This window comes from Streptomyces sp. NBC_01267 (assembly GCF_036241575.1).
In the GTDB taxonomy this organism is placed as follows: Bacteria; Actinomycetota; Actinomycetes; order Streptomycetales; family Streptomycetaceae; genus Streptomyces.
In genome coordinates this window covers 4,684,553-4,710,109 of record NZ_CP108455.1, presented here as the reverse complement: position 1 = coordinate 4,710,109, position 25,557 = coordinate 4,684,553, and the positions used below count along the sequence as shown (strand labels likewise).

Sequence of the window (25,557 nt, the reverse complement as noted above, 5' to 3'; positions counted from 1 at the left end):
ACAGGCCGGCCACCGCCCCGCCCCCGACCGGCCGCCGCACCGGCGCGGTCGGGAACGGCGGCCCGTGGTGGAGGTGTCAGATGACGCCCTGCGCCAGCATCGCGTCCGCGACCCGCTCGAAGCCGGCGATGTTGGCACCGGTCACGTAGTCGCCGGGGGCGCCGTAGCGCTCGGCGGTCTCGTAGCAGGTGTGGTGGATGTCGCGCATGATCCGTACCAGCTCGTCCTCCACCCGCGCGGGGGTCCAGGTGTCGCGGGCCGCGTTCTGGCTCATTTCCAGGGCGCTGACCGCGACGCCGCCCGCGTTGGCGGCCTTGCCGGGGCCGAAGGCGACGCCCGCTTCGCGCAGGACGTCCACGGCCTCCAGGGTGGCGGGCATGTTCGCGCCCTCGGAGACGGCCTTGACGCCGTTGCGTACGAGCGTGGCCGCGGCGTCCGCGTCCAGTTCGTTCTGGGTCGCCGAGGGGAGCGCGATGTCGGCGGGTACGTCCCAGACCCGGCCACCGGCGATGTAGCGGGCGGACGCGCCCCGGCGCTTGGCGTACTCGCTGATGCGGGCGCGCTCGACTTCCTTGACCTGCTTGAGCAGTTCGACGTCGATGCCCTTGTCGTCCACGACGTAGCCGCCGGAGTCGGAGCAGGTCAGGGCGTTGGCGCCGAGGGCCTTCAGCTTCTCGATCGTGTAGATGGCGACGTTGCCCGAGCCGGAGACCACAGCGGTCTGGCCCTGGAGGTCCTCCCCGCGCCGGCGCAGCATCTCGGCGGTGAAGAACACGTTGCCGTAGCCGGTCGCCTCGGGGCGGATCGCGGAGCCGCCCCAGCCGAGGCCCTTTCCGGTGAGGACGCCCGCCTCCCAGCGGTTGGTGATGCGGCGGTACTGGCCGAACAGATAGCCGATCTCCCGGCCGCCGACGCCGATGTCACCGGCCGGTACGTCGGTGTGCTCGCCGATGTGGCGCTGCAGCTCCGTCATGAAGGACTGACAGAAGCGCATGACCTCGGAGTCGGTCCGGCCGTGCGGGTCGAAGTCGCTGCCGCCCTTGCCGCCGCCGATACCCAGTCCGGTCAGGGCGTTCTTGAAGATCTGCTCGAAGCCGAGGAACTTCACGATGCCCAGGTTCACCGAGGGGTGGAACCGCAGACCGCCCTTGTACGGCCCGAGGGCGCTGTTGAACTCCACCCGGAAGCCGCGGTTGACGTGCACCCTCCCCCTGTCGTCCTGCCAGGGCACCCGGAAGATGATCTGCCGCTCGGGCTCGCAGAGCCGTTCCAGCAGTGCCGCCTGCGCGTAGTCGTCACGCTCGGCCAGCACGGGTGCCAGGCTCTCCAGCACTTCGTGCACGGCCTGGTGGAATTCCGGCTGGGCCGGGTTGCGGTGCTCGATCTCGGTGCGCAGGGCGGCGAGCTTGTCCTTCGAGGACTTGTCCTCCGAGGAGCGGGGGGATGGGGGTGTCACAGCGGGTCCCTTTCGTTCGGGCACAAACAAGGGCCGCCCGGGTGCGGCGGGCGGTCGTCCGACCCAGTGTCTCCCCTGGACCAGCACCGAGGCGAGAACGCGTGTGCCCATGCGTCCAGCTGCTGAGACACCCGCGCGCACGAGAGGCATTTCCGACCGTTGCGTACAGATTCCACTCTTCAGCCTTCGGGCTGGTGAACCTCCCTCTTCGTCCCGAATGTGACGGAGGCCGACGGATGCGGCACCGGTCGAAGCGGCCCTCGGCCGGGCGGCCCTCGATGCGTCACGCCCCGGCGTCCGGCCCACGGCACCGGCGCACAGGGGGCCCGCCGCACAGGGGGCGGCCCCGGGCCGTTTCCGCGAAGTCCCGTACGGGGCCCTGCGGTTCACGGTGCCGCCCGGCGTGGGGCGCCGCCTGCGCCCGCACCACGAACCGCCCCTGTCACACCCCTCTCACCTGCTGTAACACCGCCCGGTCCGAGGCAACCTCCGCGAAGCGAACTCCGTCAAGCAAACCGGAAAGGCACGGGACGGCCCGTGCAGGGGAGCGGACGGAGCACGATCTTGAGCACTTCACCGGGGCGCGGCCCCTCCAGACGGATCCTGCTCGCGGGCCTGGGGACGGCGGCCGCGTCGGCCGCCCTCAGCGCCTGCTCCGTTCCCGCCGACCCGCGCCGCGGGACCAGCATCGCCGACCCCATGCCCGGCAAGGCGATATCCGTGGCCAGGCACGAGCGGCTGATGCAGATACTGGCGCACCCCGACGACGACCTGTACTTCATGAACCCGGACACCCAGCGGATGCTGGACTCCGGCACCCCGCTGGTCTCCGTGTACGTCACCGCCGGGGAGGCCACCGGTATCAACGTGGTCGCCGGGCAGCCGCATCCGCTCCCCGACAAGCCCGCCTACTCGTCCGCCCGCCACCAGGGGCTGCGCCAGGCGTACGCGGCGCTGCTCGGACTGGCGCCCTTCACGCAGTGGCAGAAGGGCGTGACCACCCTGCGCGGCGGTCACAAGGCCGAGATAAACACCCTGGTCCGGGGCGGTCGCCGGGTCGAGCTGATATTCCTCAACCTTGCCATGCACACCTCCCGGGGGCGGCTGGGACTGCCGTCGCTCTGGTCCGACCGGGGGCTCAACCTGCGGACGGTGGCGGCCGAGGGCTCGCCGCTGGAGTCGACCGGCTCGTACACCTACGACGGACTGGTGGACGTACTCACCGGGCTGCTCACCCAGTACCGCCCCACGGTCGTGCACACCCTCGACCCCGACCCGGACGTCCAGCGCAGCACCGACGCGGTCCGCCGCAAGGACAGCGAGCAGGTCGGCTACTCCGACCACCCGGACCACACCGCCACCGCCTCGTTCAGCTGGGCGGCGCTCATACGCTGGGTCGCCGAGGCCACGGCGGGCCACGGCGACATACCGGCCTTCGTCACCACCGCGTACCGGGGCTACTACAACCGCCACTGGCCGAAGAACCTGTCACCGAAGGTGCTCCAGGAGAAGGCCGCACATCTGGTGCCGTACGGCGGCAGCGAGTCCTGGAACTGCGGCAACCCGGGCGGCTGCGGCGACTACAACGTCGGCCTCGGACGACCGCTGACCAACAAGAAGGGGTGGGTCCGCTCCACCCACTACCGCTACCCGGGCCCGCGCCCCTCGCTGGCCACCACCGAGGACGGCCGCCTCGTCGGGTACGGAGTGCTCGGCCTGCGGGCGGTGCGCTGGCGCGAGACCGCGCCGGGCAGCGGCCAGTGGGGGCCGCCGCACGACCTGGGCGGCGGACCGCTCGCCCCGGCGCTCGGCTCGGCGACGCTCAAGGACGGCAGACAGCTGCTGTTCGCCCTGCGGTTCGCCTCCATCGCCGGGCACGGCGCCGCCAATACGCGCGAGGTCGTACTGCTCGAACAGCGCACCGCCGGAGGGAACTTCGCCGCCTGGACCGGGCTCGGCAACCCGGAGTCCGACCCGGAGAAGGGGCGCCGCATCGGGGTCCCGGTGGCGGTGACCGACCAGCAGGGCCGCGTCCACCTCTTCCTGCGCAACGCCGCCCAGGGCATCAGTACGCGGGTGCGCAGCGCCCAGGGCCGCTGGAGCGACTGGACCGATCTCGGCGGCGCCCAGATACAGGACGGCCTCTCCGCCACGCTGGACACGGCGGGCCGTGTCCATGTCTTCGCGTCGGGCCGTGACACCGTGCACCACTGGGCCCAGGACGCGGACGGCGGACCGCTGACCGAACGTCCGGAGCCGGGCCTGCCGCTGCCGGGCGACTTCCCCACCGCCGTGGCCGCGCCGGACGGTGGCATCGATGTCTACTACCGCAAGCCCGCCACGGCCGCGACCACCCGCGTGCATCTGGGCGGCCGGCACCCCCTCGGACACGCCGCCGGTCCCGCGCTGCTCGGCCAGGACGACCGAGGACGGGTCCAACTCCTGCTGAACGGGAAGGTGTTGACCCGCACCGACGGGGTCGTACCGCTCGAAGGGGCCACCCTGCTCAACGGCCGCACCAGCACCGAGGGCCCGACGATCGCCGGAATCGGCCCCGGCGCGCTCCCCTGGCTCTGGCGGCCGGTCCGGTCCGTCTAGACCGCGCCCTGAGAGCCCCGCCCGGCTCGCGGGGTCCGGCCGGCGGAGCCGGTCCCGCCTTGGGCCGACCGCGTACGACCACAGCACCCATCGGGTGATCTCCCGGACCCCGGTGGGCGCGGCTTCGACATCCAGGGACAGCTCTGTGGCATCGCCATAGGCATGCAATCAGATCATCACACAAAATCACGAAGGCAATTCCTGACCGCCGCCATCGCCACCGGCGTGATGTGCGCGGCCTTCGCCACGGACGTCCTGAACATCGCTCCGGACCGGGGGGCCTCCCGGGGAACCCCCGGCCCCAAGGGCAGCGGAACGCCACCGGCGACACCCACCCCGAGTGCTCCCGTGACCGGAGCCGCGGGCCCCGCCGCCGTACGGCCCGGGGTACGACAGAACCCCGAGCACTTCCGGCTGCGGGCCATCGCGGGCGACAGCTCCATGGGGGTGCCCCCGGCGCACGCCCAGGTCCGTACGTCGGCGGAGTACGTCCTCCCCGCCCCGAAGGGCCGCAGGATCGCGCTCACCTTCGACGACGGCCCGCACCCGGTGAACACCCCGCAGGTCCTGGCGGTGCTGCGCAAGTACCGGATCCGGGCGACGTTCTTCGTCATCGGCGAGAACGCCACCGCGTTCCCCGAACTGCTCCACGCCGTCTCCGCCGAGGGCCACCAGATCGCCAACCACTCGTACACCCATCCCCAGCTCACCAAGCTCTCCGGCGCACAGGTCAGGGACCAGCTGGGCCGCACCAGCGAGATCATCGAGAAGACCCTGGGTGCTCCCCCGCGCTGGTGCCGCGCGCCCTACGGCGACTGGAACGCGGAGTCCCTGGCGATCTGCGCGGACCTCGGCATGGAGCCGCTGGGCTGGAACATCGACACCAACGACTGGGCGCGTCCCGGAGTGTCCAAGATCGAGCAGGCGGTACTGACCGGGGCCTCGCCGGGCAGCGTCATCCTCCAGCACGACGGCGGCGGCAACCGCGACCAGACCGTTCAGGCCGTCGCCGACTACCTGCCGCAACTCCTCGCGCAGGACTACGAATTCGTCCTCCCCTACACCCGGTAGCCGACCGCCCCGGCCAGACAGTCGCGGGCAACGCAGAAGGGCCCCCGGTCCGCCGCGAACGGCGGGCCGGGGGCCCTTCTCGGTGCTCTGGTGCGGAGCTACCAGGTCAGACCGTCAAGTAATTACTTGAGGATCTTGGTGACCTGGCCGGCGCCCACGGTCCGGCCACCCTCACGGATGGCGAACTTCAGGCCCTCTTCCATGGCGACCGGCTGGATCAGCGCGACGTCCATGAGGGTGTTGTCACCCGGCATGACCATCTCGGTGCCCTCGGGAAGGGTCACCACGCCCGTCACGTCCGTGGTACGGAAGTAGAACTGCGGGCGGTAGTTGTTGAAGAAGGGGGTGTGACGGCCACCCTCGTCCTTCGACAGGATGTAGGCCTGGGCCTGGAACTCGGTGTGCGGCGTGACCGAACCGGGCTTGATGATGACCTGGCCGCGCTCGACGTCCTCGCGCTTGATGCCACGGAGGAGCAGACCGACGTTCTCACCGGCCTGGCCCTCGTCGAGCAGCTTGCGGAACATCTCGATGCCGGTGACCGTGGTGGTGGTCTTCTCGGTCTTGATACCGACGATGTCGACGGTCTCGTTGACCTTGAGGACACCACGCTCGATACGACCGGTGACGACGGTGCCACGACCGGTGATCGTGAAGACGTCCTCGATCGGCATCAGGAACGGCTTCTCGACGTCACGCTCGGGCTGCGGGATCGACTCGTCGACGGCCTTCATCAGGTCGAGGACGGTCTGGCCCCACTCCTTGTCGCCCTCAAGAGCCTTGAGCGCCGAGACCTTGACGACCGGAAGGTCGTCGCCCGGGAACTCGTACTCGGAGAGGAGCTCACGGACCTCGAGCTCGACGAGCTCCAGGATCTCCTCGTCGTCCACCATGTCGGCCTTGTTCAGCGCGACAACGATGTACGGAACGCCGACCTGGCGGGCCAGGAGCACGTGCTCCTTGGTCTGCGGCATCGGGCCGTCGGTGGCGGCGACCACGAGGATGGCGCCGTCCATCTGCGCGGCACCCGTGATCATGTTCTTGATGTAGTCCGCGTGACCGGGGCAGTCGACGTGCGCGTAGTGACGCGACTCCGTCTGGTACTCGACGTGCGCGATCGAGATCGTGATACCGCGCTGGCGCTCCTCGGGAGCCTTGTCGATCTGGTCGAAGGCCGAGGCCTCGTTCAGGTCCGGGTACGCGTCGTGCAGCACCTTGGTAATGGCGGCCGTGAGGGTCGTCTTACCGTGGTCGATGTGACCGATGGTGCCGATGTTGACGTGCGGCTTAGTCCGCTCGAACTTTGCCTTCGCCACTGGGTCCTCCTGCGGAGTGGTTCTGTACGCCTTGCTTCATCGGCGCCAGGTGATCTTTGCTGGGATGCCGGGGCCCGGGGCATTCGGCGCATTACGCGCCGAATGCCCCAGTGGCTCCGGTGACAAGCCTAAAGCGTGGACTCGGAAGAGTTACTCGCCCTTGGCCTTCGCGATGATCTCCTCGGCGACGTTCCGCGGAACCTCGGCGTAGGAGTCGAACTGCATCGAGTAGCTTGCGCGACCCGAGGTCTTGCTGCGGAGGTCTCCGACGTAGCCGAACATCTCCGAGAGGGGCACGAGGCCCTTCACGACGCGAGCGCCGCTGCGCTCCTCCATGGCCTGGATCTGGCCACGGCGGGAGTTCAGGTCGCCGATCACATCGCCCATGTAGTCCTCGGGCGTGGTGACCTCGACCGACATCATCGGCTCGAGGAGCACGGGGGACGCCTTGCGGGCACCCTCCTTGAACGCCTGCGAACCGGCGATCTTGAAGGCGAGCTCCGAGGAGTCCACCTCGTGGTAACCACCGTCGAGAAGGGTGACGCGCACGCCCACCATCTCGTAACCGGCCAGGATGCCGAACTTCATGGCTTCCTGAGCACCCGCGTCCACCGAGGGGATGTACTCACGGGGGATGCGGCCACCGGTGACCTTGTTCACGAACTCGTAGGTCGCGTCGCCGCCCTCGATGGGCTCCATCGCGATCTGCACCTTCGCGAACTGGCCGGTACCACCAGTCTGCTTCTTGTGCGTGTAGTCGATACGCTCGACGGTCTTGCGGATCGTCTCGCGGTACGCGACCTGGGGCTTGCCGACGTTCGCCTCGACGCGGAACTCGCGCCGCATGCGGTCGACCAGCACCTCGAGGTGAAGCTCGCCCATACCACCGATGATGGTCTGGCCGGTCTCCTCGTCGGAGTGCACCTGGAAGGAGGGGTCCTCCTCCGAGAGACGCTGGATGGCTACACCCAGCTTCTCCTGGTCACCCTTGGACTTGGGCTCGATGGCGACCTCGATGACCGGCGCCGGGAAGTCCATGGACTCCAGGATCACCGGCTGCTTGTCGTCACAGAGCGTCTCACCGGTCGTGGTCTGCTTGAGCCCCATGACGGCGATGATGTCGCCCGCGCCCACCGACGCGATCTCCTCACGCTTGTTCGCGTGCATGCGGTAGATCTTGCCGATGCGCTCCTTCTTGCCCTTGACCGAGTTCAGCACCGCGGTGCCGGCCTCGAGGCGGCCCGAATAAATCCGGACGAAGGTGAGCTTGCCGAGGTGCGGGTCGCTCGCGATCTTGAACGCAAGACCGGAGAACGGCTCGTCGTCGGAAGGCTGACGCTTCACGACGACCTCGGGGTCCTTGACGTCGTGGCCTTCGATGGCCTCGACGTCCAGGGGGGAAGGCAGGTAGCGGACGACCGCGTCGAGCAGGGGCTGCACGCCCTTGTTCTTGAACGCGGTGCCACAGAAGACGGGGGTGACGGTGACGGAGTCCGCAGAACCCTTGGAAGCAAGGGTGATACGGCGGATCGCCGCGTACAGCTGGTCCTCGGAGGGCTCGACGCCCTCCAGGTACAGCTCCATCATCTCGTCGTCGTTCTCGGAAACGGCTTCGAGCAGCTTGCCGCGCCACTCGTCGGCCGCTTCGGTGTGGGTCTCCGGGATGTCGACAATGTCGTACATCTCGCCCTTGCTCGCGTCGGCAGACCAGACAAAGGCCTTCATCGTCACGAGGTCGACGACGCCCTTGAAGTCGGCCTCTGCACCGATCGGGAGCTGCATGACCAGCGGCACCGCACCGAGGCGGTCGACGATCATGTCGACGCAGCGGTGGAACTCGGCACCGGTACGGTCCAGCTTGTTGACGAAGCAGATACGCGGCACGCCGTAGCGGTCCGCCTGACGCCAGACAGTCTCGGACTGCGGCTCGACGCCCGCGACACCGTCGAACACGGTGACAGCGCCGTCGAGGACGCGGAGCGAACGCTCCACCTCGACGGTGAAGTCGACGTGACCCGGGGTGTCAATGATGTTGATCGTGTGATCGACATCATTGAGCGGCCAGTGGCAGGTCGTCGCGGCAGACGTGATCGTGATGCCGCGCTCCTGCTCCTGCTCCATCCAGTCCATCGTGGCAGCGCCGTCGTGGACTTCACCGATCTTGTAGCTCACACCGGTGTAGAAGAGGATCCGCTCAGTGGTGGTCGTCTTGCCCGCGTCGATGTGGGCCATGATCCCAATGTTGCGGACCTTGGCCAGGTCAAGCGAAGTGGTGGCCATAAGGCTCAATCTTCTCTCGGTCTCGATGTGGGTAGCGACTACCAGCGGTAGTGCGCGAAGGCCTTGTTGGACTCGGCCATCTTGTGGGTGTCCTCGCGCTTCTTGACGGCAGCGCCAAGACCGTTGGAGGCGTCGAGCAGCTCGTTGGTGAGCCGCTCCGTCATCGTCTTCTCGCGACGGGCGCGGGAGTAACCGACGACCCAGCGCAGGGCGAGGGTGGCGGCACGACCGGGCTTGACCTCGATCGGCACCTGGTAGGTGGCGCCACCGACACGGCGGGACTTGACCTCGAGCGACGGCTTGACGTTCTCAAGCGCGCGCTTCAGCGTGATGACCGGGTCTGCGCCGGTCTTCTCGCGGAGGCCTTCCATGGCGCCGTACACGATCCGCTCGGCAGTGGAACGCTTGCCGTTGAGCAGGATCTTGTTGATCAGCGAGGTGACAAGAGGAGAACCATAGACCGGGTCAATGATGACCGGGCGCTTCGGGGCGGGGCCCTTACGAGGCATTCTTACTTCTCCTTCTTGGCGCCGTAGCGGCTGCGGGCCTGCTTGCGGTTCTTGACACCCTGGGTGTCGAGGGAACCGCGGATGATCTTGTAGCGAACACCAGGCAGGTCCTTCACACGGCCACCACGCACGAGCACGATGGAGTGCTCCTGCAGGTTGTGTCCCTCACCCGGGATGTAGGCCGTGACCTCGATGCCGGAGGTCAGGCGAACACGCGCGACCTTACGGAGCGCCGAGTTGGGCTTCTTCGGGGTGGTCGTGAAGACACGCGTGCAGACGCCACGACGCTGGGGCGAGCCCTCGAGCGCGGGGGTCTTGTTCTTCTCGACCTTGTCCTGCCGGCCCTTCCGGACCAGCTGCTGGATCGTAGGCACTACTTCTCCGGTTTCTGTGTGCCGTGTAGTGAAACTAACCTGGAACATCTCCGACCCACGCGGTCGGGTGTGTCGAATACTGCGGACCTCCGCCGAACGGCGGAAAGAGCGCAGATTGCGATGGCCGCTCAAGGACTCGTCATGCGGTTGAAGACACGCACAGGAGCCAGGGCACACCCCAGGCACAAGGTCAGAGCGTACCTACCTCACCGACTGCGGTCAAAACAAATGCGACGCCCCCCTGGCAGACCATGATTCTTTTCGTGGGCGTTCCCTGTTCGCCGAGCTCTCTTCGTGTTCCCGCCCGGCGAAGATCCCGCTTCAGTAACTTGGCTCTGCGGGCCGCATCGGGGGGGACGGAGAAGGCCATGGCAAAGGTGCCGACTCCGGGGGACGACGGCCTTGACGACAGGGTCCCCTTCCTGGCCAGGCTGGAGGACAAGGAACGCGACGCGCTGCTCACTCTCGGCAGGGAAATGCAATTCGCACCTCGGCGGGAGCTGGTAAGGGAATACGAGCCGTCCGCCCATGTCCTGCTCGTCCTGCACGGCTGGACCAAGGTGACGGCCACCGCGCTCAACGGCTACGTGGCTCTGCTGGCACTGCGCGGGCCGGGAGACATCATCGGTGAATCCGCCGCCCTCACCGGCCGCCCGCGATCAGCCACGGTCACCGCCCTGGAGCCGGTACAGGCCCGCGCGATCGACTACAGCGGGTTCCGGACGTACCTGTCCGAGTTTCCCGAGGCGGCGATGCAACTGCTCGGCCTCTCCAGCGACCGCACCCGGGCCGCCGACCAGCGGCGGTTGGAGTTCGCCTCCCTCACCGTTCGCGAACGCCTTGCCGTACTGCTGCTGGAACTGGCGAGGACTCACGGGCGGGCCCTTCCCGAGGGCATCGAACTGGCCGTACCCCTGAGCAAGGTCGAGCTCGCGGGTTCCATCGGAGCCTCACGAGAGATGGTCCAGCGCCTCCTCAGGGAGCTGAGGGAACGCGAGGTCGTCGTGACGGGGCGCCGCACCCTGATCATCCTGCGCCCGGACGTACTGCGACGGATCGGCGCGGGTGCCTGAGGTCCGCCCGTCCTTCTGTGCACACGGTCACACTTCCTCAGTGCCATCTGCCCTCACCAGCGGCGTTCCGCTCCGGCCAGTCTGCCGTCGTACGGCAAACCGACCGAGAGGCCTTCATGAACACCCCCGTGAACCGGACCCTGCTGCTCCTGGACATCGAGCGCTACAGCGACCGCACCGACGTCGAGCAGGCGTACTTGCGGCGCATGCTCTACGACATCACCGACAACACCCTGGGCGCCGCCGCCATCGACGAGTCCCAGCGGCAGCGCGCTGACCGCGGTGACTCCGTGATGGAGCTGATCGACGCCAACGCGTCGGTCGGTGCGCTCTTGCGGGCGCTGATCACCGAGCTGCCCGTCCAACTGCGTGCCACCAACCAGCGGGCCTCCGGCAGCTCCCAGATCCGGCTGCGCGCCGTCCTGGCCACCGGGTACGTCGCCATCGACGACCAGAACGGCTGGGTCGGCTCCGATCTGAACCACGCCTGCCGTCTGCTCGACGCGAACGAGCTGCGCAGCGCACTGCGCGAGCGGCCGGACGACTTCGCCCTCTGCGTGTCGGACTCCGTGCACCAGGGCATCGTCAGGCACGGTCACCCCGGCATCCGGCCGGAGGAATTCCGCCCCATCACGCCGGACAGCAAGAACGGGCCCCTGTCAGCCTGGCTGCACGGCCCGTTGCCGACGTCCGCCGGGAGCACTTCTCCGAGCGCGGCAGCCGCCGAATCCGGCGCGTCCCCGACGTCGTCGGCGAAACCGGCCGGGCCGGGCTCCGTCCACATCATGGGAGACCAGTACGGCGTGGCCGGTGGCACCGTGCACGGCGGGGCCAACTTCTCCTTCGGCCCTCGGTCCGGGGAAACCCGGTGACGGGCCCGGCTGAAGCGGCGAAGGCCGCGGGGACCGTCCCCGACGAGGAGAAGGCGGACGAGGAGAAGGCTCAGGAAGCGGAGGAGGAGGCCCAGGAGCAGCGACCGCCCGCGTGGGCCGCCCGGCTCGATCTCATCGAGCACAGCCCGGTCGACCTGGCCAGCGCACTGATCGGCGGTTCGCAGTACGGGGTGACCGGGGGCCACGTGCACGGGGACGTGGTCTACCAGTTCGGCGCGTACAGCGAGCCACGCCCGCTGTCCGGTGAGATCCCGGCGGACGACGTGGCACGGCTGTCCCTGGTCTTCACGGAAGGCCCGCTCTTCACCGAGGCACTGACCCGGCTGCGTGAGGAGCGGGTGCTGGTCCTGACGGGCAGCCGGGCCACCGGTCGAAGCTCGGCCGGCCTGATGCTGCTCCACAGGCTAGGGCTCGGCCAGGTCCGGTCGCTTCCCTCCGACACTGCGCCGACCGCCGTACGCGATCAGCTGGACAGCGCTGTCGGGTACTTGCTGGCCGATCTCGCCGTCAGCCGGAACCGGCCCCTGCAACGGGTGCATCTGCACGCCATTCGCGAGCAGTTGATCCGTGGCGGCGGTCATCTGGTGATCACGGTGGCCGACTCCGCCGCCTCCGGTGACCTGACCCCGCTCCCCTGGGAGCCGCCCCTCGCCGCAGACGTACTGGCCTCCCATGTCTGCGCTGCGGAGGGCGTCGCGGGCTGGGAGCGCGTACGCGATCTTGCGGCCGTCGACACGTTCCTCGAACGGGATCACCCGCCAGGCGAGGCCGCCGCCTTCGCGAACCAGCTCGTCGCCGTCGCCGCGGGCACCGCCGAAGAAGCCAGCCTTGTCTCCTTCGGAGAGGCAACCGTCCAGACACAGATCGAGTCCTGGCTGACCGGCGACGGGCTCTCCCTGCACGACAGAGCCTTTCTGATCTCTCTCGGTGTCTTCGACGACGCGCCCTACGCACTCGCCGCCGAATTGGCCGACGGGCTGTTCACCTGGCTCCAGCGGATCGAGAACCCGCACCAGCCGGCCGGCGTGGCGGTGTTCGGCAACTCTCGGAGCGCCCGCCTCAGGCAGGCCAGGGCACGTGGCTACGAGGCACCCGAGACGACAGTCTGGGGCGCCGTGCCTCAGTACATGGCCGCCTTCCAGGACGGCCGTGTCGCACCTCAACTGCTGCACACCGTATGGATGTTGTATCCCTCGGCTCGCCCCGCGCTGGTCGCCTGGCTACGTGACCTCGCCGCCGACGGCCGCCCTCTCGTCCGGACCCGGGCATCGGCGGCGGCTGCCCTGCTCACCCGCTCCGACCTGTCGTCCGGCCTCGCCCATCTCATCGAGCCGTGGGCCGATTCCCGAAGCTACGCCGCCCGGCTGGCCGCTGCCAACGCCCTCACTCTGGCGCACCTGCTGCACGCCGTCGGCATCCCGCAGATCCTCCATTCCTGGTGCACCGGCGATGACGAGAACCGTCGCTGGACCGCGATCCGCGCCTACGGTCTGCTCGGTCCGGTGCTACCCGACGACGCACTGCAGGCGTTGATCACAGCGGCTCGCGAGCACTCCCGGAAAGAGAAGGACCGCAAGAAGCAGGGCGAGGAGGAGCCCGAGAGCGAGGAGTTGCGGGAGCTGGTCGAGGCCATAGAACTGTTGTTGCTCGCTGCCCGCGGACCGGTGCTCGCGAAGCTGGCAGTGCTCGTCGAACAGGACCGTGCCGTGCGCAATCCCGCCCTCGGTGCCTTTCTGCTCGCCTGTGACCAGCCGAGCAGTGAGGCGGACGACCGCCCTCTCGTCCTGGACTGGTACAGGACCGCTCTGGAACAGACGCCGTGCGAGGCACAGCAGCTGAGCAGGCTGTGGAGCGCGGCGCTCGACGACCCCCGCCACACCGGACCGGCGCTGCGGACCATGCGCTCGTGGGTCGGGGTTGCCGATCGGGCGCCGGAGGCGGAGGCGGCGCTGTCCGTCCTGCTTCCAGGCCTCGCCCAGTACCCACCCGAGCGCCGACGCCTCGAACACCTGCTGCGCACCGCGTGGAGCACGGAAAGCGGCTCCCGCCTGCCGGTCGCCGACCGCCTGCTGGCGGGACTTCCCCAGTGAGCGGCCCGTACGAGGAGGACTCCATGTCCGAACCCCTGCTCTCGCCCCGGCTCACATCCCAGGCCCGACTCCAGCCCCGTGTCCAGGCCCAACCCCAGTTCCAGGCCCAGGCCCAGCCCCAGCAGCGTCTGCTCACCGACGGGAACAGCCTGCTGAAGGACCCCGTGGTCACCGTCCGCCAGCTCTCCCGCTTCCCGTACCTGACCCGGCGGCCGTCCCTGCACAGTGACCACGCCCTGGTGTTCTTCACGGCGAAGGGAGACTGCGAGATCTTCATGCCTCCCCGGCGCCCCCGCCTCAGCGATGTCGTCGGCAAACGCTACGTCGCCGTCTACGAGGTGGATGTGAGCCTGCATCCGGTCTCTCTGCCTGTCCCGCTGCCCAGCGCCATCGACGCATTCAGCTTCGAGAGCATCGCCCACCTCACCTGGCAGGTCGTCGACCCGGCCCGAGTGATCACGACGGGAGTGCGTGACGTGCCCGCGCTGCTCGGCCCGCGCCTCGGCGGAATCCTGCGGGAAGCCAGCCGCCGTCACCGGACCGACGCGGTACCGGACGCCGAAAGAGCCGTCCAGCAGGCCTTCGACACCGCGCCTCCGATCGCCGCGGCGGAAGGCCTGCGGGTCGGCTGCACCGTAAGGCTGAGCGCGGACGATGGCGAACGGGCGCAGAGCCGGCGGCTGCGCGCCGCCCGGCACGAGGCAGCCGCCTCGTCCCCGGAACACAGGGTCAGGCTGGAACAGCTGCGCCGGGAGCTCGAAGAGCAGGACTACCGGCAGAGGATTACCGCGGAGCGGATCAGCTTCTACCGCTCGCACTTGTCGGAGGGCAGTTCTGCCGCTCTGGTACTCCATCTCGTAGAGCATCCCGAGGACACCGCGCTGGTCGTGAAGAACATGCGCGAAGACCAGTCGGAGCTGGTCAGGAACCAGCTTGAACTGATGAACCGCATCCTGACGGAGCACGGCCTGGAGAGCTACCAGATGGAGAAGCCGAAGGACTACGTGGTCGAGACCATGAACCGGCTGCTGGCCCAGCCGTCCCCCGCCCAGCCACAGCAGGACGCAAAACTGTTCCTGCCCGCTCCGGACACGGGCACGGGCACGGAAAACATGGCGCGGCCATGACCGCCGCCGACCGTTCCATCGACGGGCAGGCGTCACTGAGGCTTCTCGGCACCATCCGCGCCGAGATCGGCCGGGCCGACAGCAAGGCGGCCGTCCTGATGGCAGCGCTCGGCCTGGCGGGCAGCGTCCACGCGGCGCTGCTCGTCGGCCGGGGCTGGTCCCCCCGGCAGCTCTCCCCGGCAGGGCAGGGGCTGTACTGGCTCAGCGTCGCCACACTGATCAGCTCGCTGTATGCGCTGCTCCTCGCCGTACGACCGCGCTACAGCGCCGGCGGCTGGCAGCCCGGGATGCCGCTCACCCACTTCGCGGACGTTCAACGCGCCTGCGCTCTGGGGCTACTGGCCGTGTCGCTCCCCACGGCAGAACACCGCGAGGCGTCACCAGCTCTGCTCATCGCCCTCGCCGAGACCAGCCGCATCGCAGGGCGCAAGCACCAGTGGATCGGGCGAGGACTCCTGTCCTTCGGCATCACGACCTTGCTGCTGCCCGCCGCTCTCCTCATCGGCTGACCACTGCCGAACCGCGAAAAGACAAGGACTTCACCCGTGCGCCCGTCGCCCGACCCATCCTCCGCCGATCCCGGCCTCCGCTTCCAGGAAGGCCGGATCCACATCAAGGCACGCCGTCGCGGAGCCGATGCCGCCACACTCGGCCATCTCGCCCTGCACTTACCCCAGGCTCTGGTCAGCCTGCTGATCGTGGCCGGTCTGTCCGCCGCCGTCGCTGCCCTTACCGGTGTACCCGCCTGGGCATGGATCGCGGCGTGGCTGCTCAGCAGTACTTTCGTCTTCTGGCCCCCGGTCGAATCAGTGCTGGCCCGCCTCGTCCTCGGGCTGCACCGTCCCACTCCCGGGGAACTGGCCCGGCTGAGGCCCGTGTGGCGCGAGGTGACCACGCGGGCAGGGGTGGACTGTGCCGCGTACACCCTCTGGGTGGAGGAGAGCGCGTCGGCTGCCGCAACAGCGGCGACCGGTCACATCGTGGGGGTGACGACCTACGCGCTTGAACATCTGCCCGAGGGCCAGCTCGCCGCCGCACTCGCACACGAACTGGGCCATCACGCGGGCGGCCACGCATGGGCCGGACGCCTGGCCTACTGGTACGCGCTGCCGAGCAGACTCGCTTGGCGTCTCCTGCGGGTGGCCGTCACAAGGATCGGGAAGAGGTCGACGGGCACGGCGGCAGTGCTCGTACTGGTCCTCGGCGCCGCCGCCCTGTACGCGGTAGTCCTCACCCGTGGACTGATCCTGCTGATCCTTATGGCCCCGTTCCTGATAGCCGCAGTCGGCCGCAGCGCGGAGCTGCGCGCCGATCGGTACGCGAGCGGCCTCGGACTCGAACCTCAACTGACCGTGCTGCTGACCAACATGCCCGGGACGGATCCCGACGACGAGAAGAGCACCGGAGTCACCGGCTTCCTGTCCCGGCTGCTCGCACCCCACCCGGACCACCGCACCCGGTTGCACGCCCTTCGGCGAGGTGCTCCCCCATTCCGCTGAAAAGCCGAAGGGCGGCCACCCCACCGGGGTGACCGCCCTTCGTCAGACCTGCGCCTTACTGGTTGTACGGACCGTAGTCGTAGTCCTCCAGCGGAACGGCCTGGCCGGAGCCGGTGCCGAACGGCGAGTAGTCGATGTCGTCGTAGCCGACGGCCGAGTACATCGCGGCCTTGGCCTCCTCGGTGGGCTCCACCCGGATGTTGCGGTAACGGGCGAGGCCCGTACCGGCCGGGATGAGCTTACCGATGATGACGTTCTCCTTGAGGCCGATCAGGGAGTCCGACTTGGCGTTGATCGCCGCGTCGGTCAGGACCCTGGTCGTCTCCTGGAAGGACGCCGCCGACAGCCACGACTCGGTGGCCAGCGACGCCTTGGTGATACCCATCAGCTGCGGACGGCCGGAGGCGGGGTGACCGCCCTCGGTGACCACACGACGGTTCTCGGTCTCGAACTTCGAGCGCTCGACGAGCTCGCCCGGCAGCAGTTCCGCGTCGCCGGACTCGATGATCGTCACGCGGCGCAGCATCTGCCGGATGATGATCTCGATGTGCTTGTCGTGGATCGACACGCCCTGCGAGTTGTAGACCTTCTGGACTTCGCCGACCAGGTGGACCTGGACCGCACGCTGGCCGAGGATGCGCAGCACGTCGTGCGGGTTGGTGGCACCCACGGTGAGCTTCTGGCCCACCGAGACCGGGTCGCCCTCGCCGACCAGGAGACGGGCACGCTTGGAGATCGGGAACGCCGTCTCCTCGCTGCCGTCGTCCGGGGTGACGACGAGCTTCTTGGTCTTCTCGGTCTCCTCGATACGGACGCGGCCAGCCGCCTCCGAGATCGGCGCGACACCCTTGGGCGTACGGGCCTCGAAGAGCTCGACGACACGCGGCAGACCCTGCGTGATGTCGTCACCTGCCACACCACCGGTGTGGAAGGTACGCATCGTCAGCTGGGTACCGGGCTCACCGATGGACTGGGCGGCGATGATGCCGACCGCCTCACCGATGTCGACCAGCTTGCCGGTGGCCAGCGAGCGTCCGTAGCAGAAGGCACAGGTGCCGACCGCGGACTCACAGGTCAGGACCGAGCGGGTCTTGACCTCTTCGACACCGGCGCCCACCAGGGCGTCGATCAGGACGTCACCCAGGTCGACGTTGGCCGGCGCGATGACCTTGCCGTCGATGACGACGTCCTCGGCGAGCATGCGGGCGTAGACCGAGGTCTCGACGTCCTCCGTCTTGCGGAGCACACCGTCCTCGCCCTTGACCGCGATCTTGAGCTTCAGACCGCGCTCGGTGCCGCAGTCCTCCTCGCGGATGATCACGTCCTGCGAGACGTCCACCAGACGACGGGTCAGGTAACCCGAGTCGGCGGTACGCAGGGCGGTGTCCGCGAGACCCTTACGGGCACCGTGGGTGGAGATGAAGTACTCCAGCACGGAGAGACCCTCACGGAACGACGCCTTGATGGGCCGCGGGATGGTCTCGTTCTTCGCGTTCGACACCAGACCACGCATACCGGCGATCTGACGCATCTGCATCATGTTTCCTCGGGCACCCGAGTCAACCATCATGAAGATGGGGTTCGTCTTGGGGAAGTTCGCGTTCATCGCCTCGGCAACCTCGTTGGTCGCCTTGGTCCAGATCGCGATGAGCTCCTGCGTGCGCTCGTCCTTGGTGATCAGACCGCGCTCGTACTGCTTCTGGACCTTCTCGTCCTGGGCCTCGTAGCCCTGGACGATGGCCTTCTTGGCCTCCGGGACGACGATGTCCGAAACGGCGACGGTGACGCCGGAACGGGTCGCCCAGTGGAAGCCCGCAGCCTTCAGGTTGTCGAGCGTCGCCGCCACGATGACCTTGGGGTAGCGCTCGGCCAGGTCGTTGACGATCTCGGAGAGCTGCTTCTTGCCCACCGAGTAGTCGACGAACGGGTAGTCCTCGGGCAGCAGCTCGTTGAAGAGCGCGCGGCCCAGGGTCGTACGCAGCCGGAAGGTGTCACCCGGCTGGTACTCGGGCTCGCCCGCCTCGGCGACCGGCGGCACCCAGCCACGCGGCGGGATGGTGCCCACCGGGAAGCGGATGTCGACCTTCGCCTGCAGCGAGAGCTCGCGGCTGTCGAAGGCCATGATCGCCTCGGCCGTGGAACCGAAGCTCCGGCCTTCGCCGATGACCTTGCGCTCCGCCTCGTCGGTCGTGAGGAAGAACAGTCCGAGCACCATGTCCTGGGTCGGCATGGTGACGGGACGACCGTCGGCCGGCTTCAGGATGTTGTTCGAGGACAGCATCAGGATGCGGGCCTCGGCCTGCGCCTCCGCGGAGAGCGGCAGGTGCACGGCCATCTGGTCACCGTCGAAGTCCGCGTTGAACGCGGTGCAGACGAGCGGGTGGATCTGGATGGCCTTGCCCTCGACCAGCTGCGGCTCGAAGGCCTGGATGCCCAGGCGGTGCAGGGTGGGTGCACGGTTCAGCAGCACCGGGTGCTCGGCGATGACCTCTTCGAGGACGTCGTACACGACGGTGCGGCCACGCTCGACCATGCGCTTCGCCGACTTGATGTTCTGCGCGTGGTTCAGGTCGACCAGGCGCTTCATCACGAACGGCTTGAAGAGCTCCAGCGCCATGGCCTTCGGCAGACCGCACTGGTGCAGCTTGAGCTGCGGGCCGACGACGATCACGGAACGCGCGGAGTAGTCCACACGCTTGCCGAGGAGGTTCTGACGGAATCGACCCTGCTTGCCCTTGAGCATGTCGCTCAGGGACTTCAGCGGGCGGTTACCGGGACCGGTGACCGGGCGACCACGGCGGCCGTTGTCGAACAGCGCGTCGACGGCCTCCTGCAGCATCCGCTTCTCGTTGTTCACGATGATCTCGGGGGCACCGAGGTCAAGGAGACGCTTGAGGCGGTTGTTGCGGTTGATCACACGGCGGTACAGGTCGTTCAGGTCGGAGGTCGCGAAGCGACCACCGTCCAGCTGCACCATCGGACGCAGGTCCGGCGGGATGACCGGTACGCAGTCGAGCACCATGCCCTTGGGCTTGTTGGCCGTCTGCAGGAACGCGGAGACGACCTTGAGGCGCTTGAGCGCACGGGTCTTCTTCTGGCCCTTGCCGGTGCGGATGATCTCGCGGAGGCGCTCGGCCTCCTCGTTGAGGTCGAAGGACTCCAGGCGCTTCTGCAGGGCGGCGGCACCCATGCAGCCGTCGAAGTACGTGCCGAAGCGGTCACGCAGCTCGCGGTAGAGCAGCTCGTCGCCCTCCAGGTCCTGGACCTTGAGGTTCTTGAAGCGGCTCCACACCTCGTCGAGACGGTCGATCTCGCGCTGCGCACGGTCACGCAGCTGCTTCATCTCACGCTCGGCGCCTTCGCGCACCTTGCGGCGCACATCGGCCTTGGCGCCCTCGGCCTCCAGCTCGGCCAGGTCGGTCTCGAGCTTCTTGGCGCGGGCCTCCAGGTCGGAGTCACGACGGTTCTCGACCTGCTGACGCTCGACGGAGACGTGCGCCTCCAGCGAGGGCAGGTCGCGCGTCCGGCGCTCCTCGTCCACGAAGGTGATCATGTACGCAGCGAAGTAGATGACCTTTTCGAGGTCCTTCGGCGCGAGGTCCAGCAGGTAGCCCAGACGGGACGGGACACCCTTGAAGTACCAGATGTGGGTGACGGGCGCGGCCAGTTCGATGTGGCCCATCCGCTCACGACGCACCTTGGCGCGAGTGACCTCGACGCCGCAGCGCTCGCAGATGATGCCCTTGAAGCGGACACGCTTGTACTTGCCGCAGTAGCACTCCCAGTCCCGGGTCGGACCGAAGATCTTCTCGCAGAAGAGTCCGTCCTTCTCGGGCTTGAGCGTGCGGTAGTTGATGGTCTCCGGCTTCTTCACTTCGCCGTGGGACCAGGTCCGGATGTCGTCCGCGGTGGCGAGGCCAATCCGCAGCTCGTCGAAGAAGTTGACGTCGAGCACTTGTCGTCAATCCCTCTTTCGGGGGTTCGAGCCCCTCCCCCGCGAACGGGGAAATGGGCACTTCAGCAATGGTCTGAACGGGTCCGGGGAGAGCCGGCCGCCTCGGTCGAGGCGGCCGGCCAACCCGTCAGACCTCTTCGACGCTGCTCGGCTCGCGCCGGGACAGGTCGATACCGAGCTCCTCCGCTGCACGGAAGACGTCCTCGTCCGTGTCGCGCATCTCGATGGACATGCCGTCCGAGGACAGCACCTCCACGTTGAGGCAGAGCGACTGCATTTCCTTGATGAGCACCTTGAAGGACTCGGGAATGCCCGGCTCGGGGATGTTCTCGCCCTTGACGATGGCCTCGTACACCTTCACGCGGCCGGTCACGTCGTCGGACTTGATGGTCAGCAGCTCCTGGAGGGCGTAAGCGGCGCCGTATGCCTCCAGCGCCCACACCTCCATCTCACCGAATCGCTGGCCACCGAACTGAGCCTTACCACCCAGCGGCTGCTGGGTGATCATCGAGTACGGGCCGGTCGAACGCGCGTGCAGCTTGTCGTCGACCAGGTGGTGGAGCTTGAGGATGTACATGTAGCCGACCGAGATCGGCTCCGGGAACGGCTCGCCGGAGCGGCCGTCGAACATCCGCGCCTTGCCGGACGGGAGGACCATGCGGTCGCCGTCGCGGTTCGGAATGGTGGACTCGAAGAGACCGGAGATCTCGTCCTCGCGCGCACCGTCGAAGACCGGGGTGGCGACGTTGGTACGGGGAGCGACGTCGTCGGCGCCGATGGCCTTGAGCCGCTCCATCCACTCCTCGTTGCCCTCGACCTTCCAGCCCTGGCTGGCGAGCCAGCCGAGGTGGATCTCCAGGACCTGTCCCGGGTTCATTCGGGACGGGACACCCAGCGGGTTGAGGATGATGTCGACCGGGGTGCCGTCCTCCAGGAACGGCATGTCCTCGATCGGCAGGATCTTCGAGATGACGCCCTTGTTGCCGTGACGGCCGGCGAGCTTGTCACCATCGGTGATCTTGCGCTTCTGCGCGACGTACACGCGAACCAGCTGGTTCACGCCCGGCGGCAGCTCGTCGCCCTCTTCACGGTCGAAGACGCGGACGCCGATGACCTTGCCGATCTCGCCGTGCGGCACCTTCAGCGAGGTGTCGCGCACTTCGCGCGCCTTCTCACCGAAGATCGCACGGAGCAGGCGCTCCTCCGGGGTGAGCTCGGTCTCGCCCTTGGGCGTGACCTTGCCGACCAGGATGTCGCCGGCGATGACATCGGCACCGATACGGATGATGCCGCGCTCGTCGAGGTCCGCGAGGACCTCCTCGGAGACGTTCGGGATGTCCCGGGTGATCTCCTCCGGGCCGAGCTTGGTGTCACGGGCGTCGACCTCGTGCTCCTCGATGTGGATCGAGGAGAGGACGTCGTCCTGCACGAGGCGCTGCGACAGGATGATCGCGTCCTCGTAGTTGTGACCCTCCCACGGCATGAACGCGACCAGCAGGTTCTTGCCGAGCGCCATCTCGCCGTTCTCGGTCGCAGGACCGTCGGCGAGCACCTGGCTCTCGACGACCCGGTCACCCTCGTTGACGACAACCTTCTGGTTGACCGAGGTGCCCTGGTTCGAGCGGGAGAACTTGGCGATGCGGTACGTCGAGTACGTGCCGTCGTCGTTGGCGATGGTGATGTAGTCCGCGGAGACCTCCTGGACCACACCGCCCTTGTCCGCCTTGAGGACGTCACCGGCGTCGACCGCACAGCGGTACTCCATGCCGGTGCCGACGAGCGGCGCCTCGGACTGGATCAGCGGCACCGCCTGACGCATCATGTTCGCGCCCATGAGGGCACGGTTGGCGTCGTCGTGCTCCAGGAACGGGATCATGGCCGTGGCGACCGACACCATCTGGCGCGGCGAGACGTCCATGTAGTCGACGTCGTCGCCGGGGATGTAGTCGACCTCGCCGCCACGACGGCGGACCAGGACACGCGGCTCGGTGAACCGCATCTCCTCGGAGAGCGTCGCGTTGGCCTGGGCGATGACGAAGCGGTCTTCCTCGTCGGCCGTCAGGTAGTCGACGTCGTCGGTGACGACGCCCTCGACGACCTTGCGGTACGGCGTCTCGACGAAGCCGAACGCGTTGACGCGGCCGTAGGAGGCGAGCGAACCGATCAGACCGATGTTCGGGCCTTCAGGGGTCTCGATCGGGCACATGCGTCCGTAGTGGGACGGGTGCACGTCACGGACCTCGAAGCCGGCCCGCTCACGGGAGAGACCACCCGGGCCAAGAGCCGACAGACGGCGCTTGTGGGTGAGACCCGACAGCGGGTTGTTCTGGTCCATGAACTGAGACAGCTGGCTGGTGCCGAAGAACTCCTTGATGGAGGCGACGACCGGCCGGATGTTGATCAGGGTCTGCGGCGTGATCGCCTCGACGTCCTGGGTCGTCATGCGCTCACGCACGACGCGCTCCATCCGGGCCAGACCCGTGCGGACCTGGTTCTGGATGAGCTCGCCGACGTTACGCAGACGACGGTTGCCGAAGTGGTCGATGTCGTCGGTCTCGACGACGATCTGACGGCCGGACTCGCCCACCGTCTCGGTCTCGCCGGCGTGCAGCTTGACCAGGTACTTGATGGTCGCGATGACGTCGTCGCTGGTGAGCACACCGGCGTCGAGCGGCTCGTCGGCGCCGAGCTTCTTGTTCACCTTGTAGCGGCCGACCTTCGCGAGGTCGTAGCGCTTCGGGTTGAAGTAGAGGTTCTCGAGCAGCGTCTGAGCAGCTTCACGCGTGGGCGGCTCGCCCGGACGCAGCTTGCGGTAGATGTCGAGCAGTGCGTCGTCCTGGCCCTGGGTGTGGTCCTTCTCCAGGGTGGCACGCATCGACTCGTACTCGCCGAACTCTTCGAGGATCTGCTCGGTGGTCCACCCGAGAGCCTTGAGGAGAACGGTGACGGACTGCTTGCGCTTGCGGTCGATGCGGACACCGACCATGTCGCGCTTGTCGATCTCCATCTCCAGCCAGGCACCCCGGGACGGGATGATCTTGGCGGAGAAGATGTCCTTGTCGGACGTCTTGTCGATGGAGGAGTCGAAGTAGACGCCGGGCGAGCGGACCAGCTGCGACACCACGACACGCTCGGTGCCGTTGATGACGAAGGTGCCCTTGTTGGTCATGAGCGGGAAATCGCCCATGAAGACCGTCTGAGACTTGATCTCACCGGTCTCGTTGTTGGTGAACTCGGCCGTGACGAAGAGCGGCGCAGCGAAGGTGAAGTCGCGGTCCTTGCACTCGTCGATCGAGTTCTTCGGGGGCTCGAAGCGGTGGTCGCGGAACGTCAGCGACATCGACCCGGAGAAGTCCTCGATCGGCGAGATCTCCTCGAAGATCTCTTCCAGACCGGACTTGGTGGGAACGTCCTGTCCGCTTTCGAGAGCGGCCTCGACGCGACCCTTCCAAGCGGCGTTCCCGAGCAGCCAGTCAAAGCTCTCGGTCTGCAGCGCAAGGAGGTTCGGAACCTCGAGAGGTTCCCTGATCTTTGCAAAAGAGATGCGCAGCGGGGCGGTGCTGGCGCCGTTGTTCGTATTGGAGGTCGAGGCGTTGCGCGAGGCGGCCAAGAGGGGGTCCTTCCGAGGGCTCGGACTCACTACGCGCGTACCGGTCCCAAGCGGGGCACAGAGAGAGACATCCCAGGTCAGGGAAGATCAGTCTTCGATGCTCAAGCGTGGGCATGCCCCTGGTGACGGGCAGGAGGCAGCTAACAGGCAGCGCAAAGGGTCAGTGTAGCCACAAGGCTCACTGATGTCCAGAGCGGGTTTTTTGGGACCCTCATTCTTCTTCTCAACACCTGCGTCAAAGCTTCCCTCTTCGCCGCCGATCCATGCCTCGGATACGGATCGATGTGACGACGCGTCCTGAGAATTGCGCGCCCGGTCCGGTTCGTCAAGGCCCCCCACCCCGTGGGGGTCACCGTCGGCCACGCTGTGGGGACAGGAGAAGGCACCAGGTCCGGCGCACAACGAAGATCACCATACTCGTCGCGGCGGGAAGAGCAAGGCAGTCCCGGGGGGCGTCAGCACATGACGAAGGGCGACCACCCGGATGGGTGATCGCCCTTCGCTATGACGTTGTACGCGCAGGGCGTACAGAGAGAGTCAGGAGACTCTCAGAGTCACTTGACCTCGACCGAGGCGCCGGCGCCCTTGAGGGACTCGGCAGCCTTCTCGGCGGCCTCCTTGGCGACCTTCTCGAGGACGGGCTTCGGGGCGCCGTCGACGAGGTCCTTGGCCTCCTTCAGACCCAGCGAGGTCAGCTCACGCACGACCTTGATGACCTGGATCTTCTTGTCACCGGCGGCGGTGAGGATGACGTCGAACTCGTCCTGCTCCTCAGCGGCCTCGGCGGGGGCGCCAGCGCCACCGGCGGCGGCAACGGCGACCGGGGCGGCAGCCTTGACGTCGAACTTCTCCTCGAAGGCCTTGACGAACTCGGAGAGCTCGATGAGGGTCAGGTTCTCGAACTGCGCGAGCAGATCGTCCTGGGACAGCTTCGCCATGATGGCGTCCTTCCACTTTTCGGCAGGTGCCGGATGTATATGACGGCGGGCGTACGGGCCCGCTGCGAGCCGTGAGGCGGAGGGTTACTCCGCCACCTCGGCGTCGGCGGGAGCCGGCGTACCGGCACCGCCCTGCTCGACCTTGGCGCGAAGCGCGTCCGCAGTGCGGACGAACTCCGACAGCGGGGCCTGGAAAGTCGCCGCGGCCTTGGCCATCGACGCCTTGATCCCACCGGCCACCTTGGCGAGCAGAACCTCGCGGGACTCGAGGTCCGCAAGCTTCTTGATCTCATCCGCGGTCAGCGCCTTACCATCAAGGACACCGCCCTTGATGATGAGGTTGGGGTTCTCCTTGGCGAAGTCACGAAGACCCTTCGCCGACTCCACCGGGTCACCGGTGACGAAGGCAACCGCCGTCGGGCCTGCGAACAGGTCGTCCAGCGTGTTGATCCCGGCCTCGTTGGCCGCGATCTTGGTCAGCGTGTTCTTCACCACGGCGTACTGGGCGTTCTCACCGAGCGAACGGCGCAGCTGCTTGAGCTGGGCCACGGTGAGACCCCGGTACTCGGTCAGCACAGCGGCGTTCGAGCTACGGAACTGGTCCGCGAGCTCGGCTACCGCGGCAGCCTTGTCGGGCCTTGCCATAGAGCGTCGGCCTCCTTCCGGGTGATGAGGACCGCTCAGAAGGGGCTGGGAATAACGAAACGCCCCGGCACAGGTGCACGGGGCGCGAGCTCGACCGGACACGTCCGGGAGCACTTCCACGAT

General features: G+C 67.7%; 17 protein-coding genes. 8 read left to right on the top strand and 9 right to left on the bottom strand.

Features of this window, described 5'->3' with window-relative positions:
• Positions 1–76: 76 nt before the first annotated feature.
• Entirely contained in the window at positions 77–1,456 is a 1,380-nt protein-coding gene (gdhA, locus tag OG709_RS21655) for an NADP-specific glutamate dehydrogenase (RefSeq protein WP_250299268.1), read from the bottom strand.
• A 564-nt stretch (positions 1,457–2,020) separates the two neighbouring features.
• Here gdhA and OG709_RS21650 point away from each other — a divergent pair.
• Together OG709_RS21650 and OG709_RS21645 are read left to right on the top strand one after the other, a co-directional pair.
• Positions 2,021–4,054 (top strand): PIG-L family deacetylase, encoded by a 2,034-nt coding sequence (locus OG709_RS21650; RefSeq protein WP_401276303.1) that lies wholly within the window; start codon positions 2,021–2,023, stop codon positions 4,052–4,054.
• A gap of 162 nt (positions 4,055–4,216) precedes the next feature.
• Positions 4,217–5,125, top strand: a complete 909-nt coding sequence (locus tag OG709_RS21645; protein WP_266641359.1) for a polysaccharide deacetylase family protein — start codon at positions 4,217–4,219, stop codon at positions 5,123–5,125.
• Between the two features lie 122 nt (positions 5,126–5,247).
• Here the strand turns inward: OG709_RS21645 and tuf are convergent, their stop codons facing one another.
• The 4 genes from tuf to rpsL form a co-directional block, all read right to left on the bottom strand.
• Positions 5,248–6,441, bottom strand: a complete 1,194-nt coding sequence (gene tuf / locus OG709_RS21640; protein WP_250299265.1) for an elongation factor Tu — start codon at positions 6,439–6,441, stop codon at positions 5,248–5,250.
• Positions 6,442–6,591: 150 nt separating this feature from the next.
• A complete protein-coding gene (gene fusA, locus OG709_RS21635; protein ID WP_250299263.1) occupies positions 6,592–8,721 on the bottom strand; it encodes an elongation factor G in 2,130 nt (709 codons plus the stop codon).
• 38 nt (positions 8,722–8,759) lie between these two features.
• Positions 8,760–9,230 (bottom strand): 30S ribosomal protein S7, encoded by a 471-nt coding sequence (gene rpsG, locus OG709_RS21630; protein WP_164264073.1) that lies wholly within the window; start codon positions 9,228–9,230, stop codon positions 8,760–8,762.
• Positions 9,231–9,232: 2 nt separating this feature from the next.
• Positions 9,233–9,604 (bottom strand): 30S ribosomal protein S12, encoded by a 372-nt coding sequence (gene rpsL / locus OG709_RS21625; RefSeq protein ID WP_003948652.1) that lies wholly within the window; start codon positions 9,602–9,604, stop codon positions 9,233–9,235.
• Positions 9,605–9,972: 368 nt separating this feature from the next.
• Between rpsL and OG709_RS21620 the strand changes: the two genes are divergently transcribed.
• The 6 genes from OG709_RS21620 (at position 9,973) to OG709_RS21595 (ending at position 16,286) form a co-directional block, all read left to right on the top strand.
• Positions 9,973–10,677, top strand: a complete 705-nt coding sequence (locus OG709_RS21620) for a Crp/Fnr family transcriptional regulator (RefSeq protein WP_329167509.1) — start codon at positions 9,973–9,975, stop codon at positions 10,675–10,677.
• 116 nt (positions 10,678–10,793) lie between these two features.
• Positions 10,794–11,549 carry a hypothetical protein gene (locus tag OG709_RS21615; RefSeq protein ID WP_329167507.1) on the top strand — a complete coding sequence of 252 codons (756 nt, stop codon included), beginning with the start codon at positions 10,794–10,796 and terminating at the stop codon, positions 11,547–11,549.
• On the top strand, positions 11,546–13,660 hold the full coding sequence (locus tag OG709_RS21610; RefSeq protein WP_329167504.1) for a hypothetical protein: 2,115 nt from the start codon (positions 11,546–11,548) through the stop codon (positions 13,658–13,660). The genes OG709_RS21615 and OG709_RS21610 overlap by 4 nt, the downstream gene beginning before the upstream one ends.
• A 23-nt stretch (positions 13,661–13,683) precedes the next feature.
• Positions 13,684–14,787 carry a hypothetical protein gene (locus OG709_RS21605; RefSeq protein WP_329167502.1) on the top strand — a complete coding sequence of 368 codons (1,104 nt, stop codon included), beginning with the start codon at positions 13,684–13,686 and terminating at the stop codon, positions 14,785–14,787.
• Positions 14,784–15,296 carry a Pycsar system effector family protein gene (locus OG709_RS21600; RefSeq protein WP_329167500.1) on the top strand — a complete coding sequence of 171 codons (513 nt, stop codon included), beginning with the start codon at positions 14,784–14,786 and terminating at the stop codon, positions 15,294–15,296. The genes OG709_RS21605 and OG709_RS21600 overlap by 4 nt, the downstream gene beginning before the upstream one ends.
• 36 nt (positions 15,297–15,332) lie before the next feature.
• On the top strand, positions 15,333–16,286 hold the full coding sequence (locus OG709_RS21595) for a M48 family metalloprotease (RefSeq protein WP_329167498.1): 954 nt from the start codon (positions 15,333–15,335) through the stop codon (positions 16,284–16,286).
• Between the two features lie 55 nt (positions 16,287–16,341).
• Here OG709_RS21595 and OG709_RS21590 read toward each other — a convergent pair whose 3' ends face one another.
• From OG709_RS21590 to rplJ, 4 genes are all read right to left on the bottom strand, one after another.
• Positions 16,342–20,241, bottom strand: a complete 3,900-nt coding sequence (locus OG709_RS21590) for a DNA-directed RNA polymerase subunit beta' (protein WP_250299245.1) — start codon at positions 20,239–20,241, stop codon at positions 16,342–16,344.
• A 127-nt stretch (positions 20,242–20,368) separates the two neighbouring features.
• The gene (rpoB, locus tag OG709_RS21585; protein WP_250299243.1) at positions 20,369–23,851 is read right to left on the bottom strand and encodes a DNA-directed RNA polymerase subunit beta; all 3,483 of its coding nucleotides are present in this window, start codon (positions 23,849–23,851) and stop codon (positions 20,369–20,371) included.
• Between the two features lie 554 nt (positions 23,852–24,405).
• Positions 24,406–24,789 carry a 50S ribosomal protein L7/L12 gene (gene rplL, locus OG709_RS21580; RefSeq protein WP_250299241.1) on the bottom strand — a complete coding sequence of 128 codons (384 nt, stop codon included), beginning with the start codon at positions 24,787–24,789 and terminating at the stop codon, positions 24,406–24,408.
• A gap of 84 nt (positions 24,790–24,873) precedes the next feature.
• The gene (gene rplJ / locus OG709_RS21575) at positions 24,874–25,434 is read right to left on the bottom strand and encodes a 50S ribosomal protein L10 (protein WP_250299239.1); all 561 of its coding nucleotides are present in this window, start codon (positions 25,432–25,434) and stop codon (positions 24,874–24,876) included.
• Positions 25,435–25,557: the final 123 nt, after the last annotated feature.